Origin of the sequence: Nocardioides sp. (assembly GCF_047606145.1) — a bacterium.
GTDB lineage: Bacteria > Actinomycetota > Actinomycetes > Propionibacteriales > Nocardioidaceae > Nocardioides.
Genome location: NZ_JASGET010000071.1, coordinates 1 through 6,180, shown reverse-complemented (window position 1 = coordinate 6,180; position 6,180 = coordinate 1). Strand labels below are relative to the sequence as shown.

At 72.0% G+C, this 6,180-nt stretch carries 5 protein-coding genes; 1 reads left to right on the top strand and 4 read right to left on the bottom strand.

Features of this window, described 5'->3' with window-relative positions; all coding sequences use genetic code 11:
* Positions 1-95: 95 nt before the first annotated feature.
* From QM638_RS09105 to QM638_RS09090, 4 genes are all read right to left on the bottom strand, one after another.
* Positions 96-1,214: an ABC transporter substrate-binding protein gene (locus tag QM638_RS09105; RefSeq protein WP_415141645.1), complete on the bottom strand. Its 1,119-nt coding sequence runs from the start codon at positions 1,212-1,214 to the stop codon at positions 96-98.
* A 192-nt stretch (positions 1,215-1,406) separates the two neighbouring features.
* Positions 1,407-2,645: an ROK family protein gene (locus tag QM638_RS09100; RefSeq protein ID WP_415141644.1), complete on the bottom strand. Its 1,239-nt coding sequence runs from the start codon at positions 2,643-2,645 to the stop codon at positions 1,407-1,409.
* Between the two features lie 13 nt (positions 2,646-2,658).
* Positions 2,659-3,735 (bottom strand): LLM class flavin-dependent oxidoreductase, encoded by a 1,077-nt coding sequence (locus QM638_RS09095; RefSeq protein ID WP_415141643.1) that lies wholly within the window; start codon positions 3,733-3,735, stop codon positions 2,659-2,661.
* 214 nt (positions 3,736-3,949) lie between these two features.
* A complete protein-coding gene (locus QM638_RS09090) occupies positions 3,950-4,615 on the bottom strand; it encodes a TetR/AcrR family transcriptional regulator (RefSeq protein WP_415141642.1) in 666 nt (221 codons plus the stop codon).
* Positions 4,616-4,751: 136 nt separating this feature from the next.
* On the opposite strand from QM638_RS09090, the gene QM638_RS09085 reads away from it, so the two are divergent.
* A partial coding sequence (locus QM638_RS09085; RefSeq protein WP_415141641.1) for an MFS transporter occupies positions 4,752-6,180 on the top strand: 1,429 nt, incomplete at its 3' end.

Sequence of the window (6,180 nt, the reverse complement as noted above, 5' to 3'; positions counted from 1 at the left end):
GAGGCGCCGCCGCAGCGGCCGTCGGTCCGCGGTGGTGCCGGTGCCGGCCGGCGCCGCGACGCCGGTCGCGCCGAGTTCGGTGGCGGTGGTGGCGGTCATGAGGCGTCTCCTCTCACGACGTCGCCAGCTGCCGCCTTGGCCTCGATCTTCTCGAACCGGCGGTCGACGATGGTGGCGACGTCGAGCTTGTCGTGACCCTGCTCGGTCGAGAGCAGGTCGGCCGTCTCCTGGAGACGGTCGATCGCGTTGTCCCAGTTCGCCGGGATCCCACGCGTGCCGTCCTGCTCGAGTGTCGTCTTGGCGTCGGCCTCGTCGAGCCCCTCGACATCCTGGTAGTAGGCCTTGGCGTACTCATCGGGGTGCGCGTTCTCCCACAGCAGCGCCTTGGTCCGGGCGACGACGTACTTCTTCAGCGCGGCGGCCTTGCCGGCGTCCTGGACCGAGCTGGTCAGGCAGTAGAGCGTGGAGGCGTCGTCGCGAATGCCGGTGTAGATCGTGGACCCGCCGGGGTACTTGGCGGCGTACTCCGGTATCAACGCGCCACCGAGCGGAGCGACGTCGACGGCCTTGCTGCCCAGTGCCGTGACATAGGAGTCCTCGGTGCTGGTCATCTCGACGAGCTTCACGTCGTCCTTGGTGAGCCCGGCCTGCTTCAGCACCCTCAGGACGAGCGCCCCCTGGGCCTGTCCGGGGCTGTAGGCGATCTTCTTGCCCTTGAGATCCGCAAGCCTGCGCACCGAGACCCCCGGCGCGATCCCGAGCTGGTAGATCGGGTGCTTGAGCGGGTCGATGGTCACCGATTCGAAGACGATCTTCGTCGACGTACCGGTCCAGGCGGCGAACAGCGACGGGATGTCGGCGACGGACCCGCAGTCGAGCTTGTCGGCGCGGAAGGCCTCGATCGTCTCCGGGCCACCGCTCAGGTTGGCGTACTGGATGTCCACCCCCTGGTCGTCGAGCTCCTGCTGCAGACCGGATGCCTTCAGCGCGGCCTGGACCGACGGATCGCCGAGGCGAAGCACGGTGCCGGACGGGACCTTGTCGGGCAGCGCCGCCGTCAGCGCGAGTTGCGCACCATCGGATCCGCTCGAACCGCAGGCCGCCACACCCGGAAGCACGAGCGCGGCGAGTGCCGGGACGGCGATCCAGGAGCGGGTCCGGCGCCCACCCGCCGCGTTCGCGGCGCTCCCGGTCTCGGCGGAGGAGACTGACACTCGCGCTCGCCCAACGGGCGAGCGATGGTGGTCGATGGTCATCGGGGACCTTTCATCGCGGGGCACGGAGTGCGACGGTGGTGAGGAACAGGGACAGCGTCCCAACCATGAGTCACTAATTAATAGTAAGTAACTAGAGTTACAAGACAACCTTGCACGGAACTTAAATAACGAACCCGCCATCGGCCGGGGTCAGGACGCGCGGGGGACCGCCGCGCTGACGCGCAGCGGGGCCGCGAGCACGCGCTCCAGGACGACCGCGCCACCGGCCACCAGCAGATAGGACCGCGGAAAGCTCGAGCCGGCCACCGAGACCCCGGGATCCGCCCGCGTGAGCGACCTTCGCGCCACCTCGGCGCGCAGCTGGTCCATGCAGTCGTGCCGTTCGGCCAGTCCCCGAGCGGTGACCATCAAGATGTCCGGGTCGAAGAGATCGAGCAGGACCGCGGACGCCCGGCCGACCTGGCGGGCGCGGGCGCGCAGCATCGCCGCGATCTCGGGGTCGCCCCGATCCGCCGCCGCCATCAGGTCGTCGTACGCCGGCGAGGCGATCAACCCCCGCCGATGGGCCTCCTCGGCGACCGCCCCCGAGGAGACGGTCGCCTCCAGGCAGCCGACGCGACCACAGGGGCAGGTCGCCGTGCTGCCCTCGACAGGCAGATGCGAGACCGTGCCCGCGGCCGAGCGCGGTCCCTGCTGCACCCTGCCCCGTACGCCGAACGCCACGTCGACCACTCCCCCGACGAAGAGATGGACCACGCTCGCGCGGACACGCTCGGGATGGCTGCCGAGCCAACGCTCGGCACACAGCAGCGCCCGGGCATGACTGTCGACGCCGACCGCCATCCCGGTCGAGGTCGCCAGTCGCGAGGCCACCGGCACGTCGCGCCAGCCGAGGCGGGCGTGCTCGACGACCACGCCGGCGCCCGGATCCACCCAGCCACCGGTTGCGACGCCGAGACCGAGCACCCGACGATCACCGTGCCCGGCCACCAGCTCCCGAGTCAGGGCGGCGATGTCTCCCAGGATCGCCTGCGGCGAGCCGTCCCGGTGACGCAGGCGACGCTGGGCGATCACCCGGCCCCGCAGATCGAGCAGGCCGACCCGGATCGACCCGACCGCGATGTGGGCGCCCACCACCGCGATCCGCTCGGTGTCGATCTCCAACGGCACGTGCGGTCTGCCGATCCCCGGCGGATCGGCGGCCTCGGGGGCCTCCCGCAGCAGGCCGGCCCCGATCAGCTGGGCGCCGGCCATGCTGACCGAGGCCGGCGAGAGGCCGGTCAGACGTGCCACGTTGCTGCGGGCGACCGGACCACGGTCCAGCACGGCGGCCAGGACCGCGTTGACCGACCGCGCGGCCTTGCGGCTGCGACGGACATCGAGATCGGACCGGCGGGTGCGCACTCCGCTCCACGGCGAGGAGGTCACGGCTCCGCGAGGCCTAGATCGCGACCGGCTCGCGCAGGAGCCCGATCAGGGAGTCGCCGACCCGCGCGATCTCTTGCTTGTACGGCGTGTCGGAGAGGACGAAGTGGGTGACACCGAGGTCGGCGTACCGACGCAGCGCCGCGGCCACGTCGGTGGGCGACCCGACCAGCCAGGTGGTGCCGGCGCCACCGCCGCCGTACCGTCCCGGGGCGGTGTACAGGCAGGAGTCGAGCACGTCGCCTCGAGCGGCGAGGTCGAGCAGTCGCTGCTGACCGACCGCGGGTCCGCGGTGGCGCTCCGCCCGGCGACCGGCGACGTCTCCGGCGGCGTGCGCCATCCGCGCGACCCGCGCCTCGGCGTCGTGCCAGGCCTGGTCGGTGGTCTCGCGGACCAGGGTCGTGATCCGCAGGCCGAACTCCAGCGGGGCGAGGTCGCGGTCGAGATCGACGCTGAGTCGGGTGAGCCGGTCGATGCGCTCGGCTATTCCGGCCAGCGGCTCACCCCAGAAGAGCTGGACGTCCGCCTCGGTGGCCGCGACCCGCTCGGCGGCCGCCGAGGCACCGCCGAAGTACAGCCGGGGCCCGCCCGGTTGATGGGGCCGCGGCGAGAGGTGGGAGCCGGTGACCGCGAAGTGCTCTCCGGCGAAGGTGACCTCGTCCTCGGTCCACAGCCGGCGCGCGATCCGCATGAACTCCTTGGTCCGGGCGTAGCGCTCGGCCTGGTCGCCCTCATGGTCGCCGTACGCCGCCAGATCGTCCTGACCGCTGACGACGTTGATCTTGAGCCTGCCGCCACTGAGCTGGTCCAGGGTCGCCGCCGAGCTGGCGAAGTGCGCCGGCTGCCAGTAGCCGGGCCGGATCGCCACCAGCGGGCTGAAGGTGGTGGTGCGCGCCGCGATCGAGGCCGCCACCGTGAACGTGTCCGGGCGACCCCAGCCGGTCCCGATCAACGCGCCGCCCCACCCGTGCTGCTCGCACAGCAGGGCCTGCTCGGTGCTGAAGTCGAGCGTGCCCCACCGCTCGACGGTGGTGTCGCCACGGTGACCGGGCTCGACGGTGTTGGGGATGTACCAGAGGAACTCGAAGGCCATGGGTGTCTCCTGGGATGCGTCACGGGGCTCGTTCATTCCAGGATAGTCAATAAACTTACTCGACTTAATTGAATGTCGTGCATAGCCCCGCCCCCGCGACCTCGCCCGAGTGCGCGCACGCATGCGCCAGGCGCGCGGAGTGCAACCCGGCACGGATCCGAGCCCGACGGTGATCCCGGGCGTGTCGTGGCGCGGCCGACGGCGTCCGGTCGGATCACCGAGGCCTGGCGGCCGGCGGGGGTCGCAGCCCGGCCAGGACGGTGTCGACGGTGTAGTCGAACAGCGCGTCGAACGCGCCGTCGGCATCCGCCCGCCATTCGGCGAGATAGCCGTGTACGGCGTCCCACGCCGGCGCCGCCGCACGATCGGGGACCACGTCGCGGAGTCGGTCGGCCGCCGCCCCCAGCTCACCACCGGCAGCCCGGCGATCGTCGGCCAGAGCGACGAGCAGGACGGCGGAGTCGAGCAGCACCGAGTAGGCGCGCAGCGCGTCCGAGCCGAACCCGGCCTCGACGAGCAGGCCGACGCCGCGCTCCATGATCGGCATGGCCGCCGGAACCGCCGGACCGTCCCGGCACAGCCGACGCGCGACGCCCGGGTAGCGACGCAGCACCTCGCGGCCCTGACCCAGGAACGTGCGGAACCACTCCCGCCAACCCAGCTCGGCCGGCGGATTGGTCATCTGGCGGACGACCGCGTCGACGACCCCCTGACAGACCTGCTCCCGGGTCCCCACGTGATGCGCGATGCCGTTCGGCCAGGTCCGCAGCTCGGCCGCCAGGTCGCGCAGGCTCCAGCCGTCGATCCCCCGCTCTCGCGTCAACGCCAGCGCGGCATCGACCACGCGCTCTCGGGTGACGGGAGCTCGACGTCCGACCACCTGGACAACGGTGCCACACGAGGTCTCGCGCCGAGGCCCGCGCCGCCTCGGAGGGGCTCGGGAGACGACCGACTCTTGACGATTTGTTAGGTAAGCCTTACCTTTTTGTACGTTGTCCAAGAGAGGGAAGCCCCCGATGACCACCACCGTCGACGAGAACAAGAGCGCCCACCCCGGCCTGGTGCTGACGGTGGTGTGTCTGACCCAGTTGATGGTCGTGCTGGACGTCACGGTGGTCAACGTCGCGCTGCCCTCCATCCGCACCTCGCTCGGCTTCGCGCCCGCGGACCTGCCCTGGGTGGTCAACGCCTACACCATCACCTTCGGCGGGCTGTTGCTGCTCGGCGGACGCCTCGCCGACCTGATCGGGCAACGCAAGGCCGCGCTGACCGGCCTGATCCTGTTCGCGCTCACCTCGCTGGCCGGCGGGTTGGCGCAGAACCCCGGCGAGCTGATCGGCGCCCGCGCGCTGCAGGGAGTGGCGGGGGCACTGCTGCTGCCGGTCAGTCTGACCATCATCACCACCACCTTCCCCGAGGGCCCGGCCCGGCACCGCGCGGTCGGCATCTGGGGCGCGGTGGCCGGCATGGGCGGCGCGGTGGGCGTCCTGCTGGGCGGCGTGCTGACCGAGTGGCTCGACTGGCGCTGGGTGCTGTTCGTCAACATGCCCATCGCCGCCGTCGCGGTGCCGCTGACGCTCGCCGCCGTCCGCGACGTCCCCCGAGCGCGTCCCAGGCTCGACCTGGCCGGCGCCCTCCTGATCACCGCGGCCACCACCCTCCTGGTCTATGCCGTGGTCCGCACCGACACCCACCCGTGGGGCTCCGCCTCCACGATCGGGCTCCTGGTCGCGGCCGCCGCGCTGGCCCTCGCCTTCCTCGCCGTCGAGTCCCGGGTCCGGGAGCCCCTGGTCCGGCTCGGCCTGCTGGCCACGCGCACCGTCGCGGTCTCCTCGGCCGTGGTCTTCCTGATCGCGCTGGCCCAGTTCGGTGCCTTCTACTTCGCCTCGCTCTACCTCCAGAACGTGCTCGGCTACTCCCCGATCCAGACCGGGCTCTCGTTCGTCCCGTTCAGCCTCGGCACCGTCGTCGGATCCATCCTGGGCGCCCGGATCTCTCGCGAACGCGGCCCGTGGTGGCCGGTCACGGTCGGGCTCGCCCTGGCGGCCGTCGGCGTCGCCTGGTTCGGCGCCATCAGCCCCGGCGGCAGCTTCGTCGGTGACATCCTCGGCCCCTCACTGGTCGCCAGCGGCGGGCTCGGCGCCTGCCTGGTCGCCAACACCGCCGCCGCCACCGCCGGCATCGCCGCACACGAGGCGGGACTGGCCTCCGGCATCCTCAACGCCTCGCGCCAGATCGGCGGCAGCATCGGCCTCGCCGTCCTGGTCACCATCGCCGGAGGCGTGACCCGCCATCACTCCGGCAGCCCGGCCGCCGCCCTCACCGCCGGCTACGCGCGCGGCTTCGTCGTCTCCGGGTCTCTGCTGGCCCTGGCGGCAGTGCTCGCGGGCACGCTGCTTCCCCGGCGGCACGTGGCCGCGCCGCCGGTCGACGCCGCCACCGCGG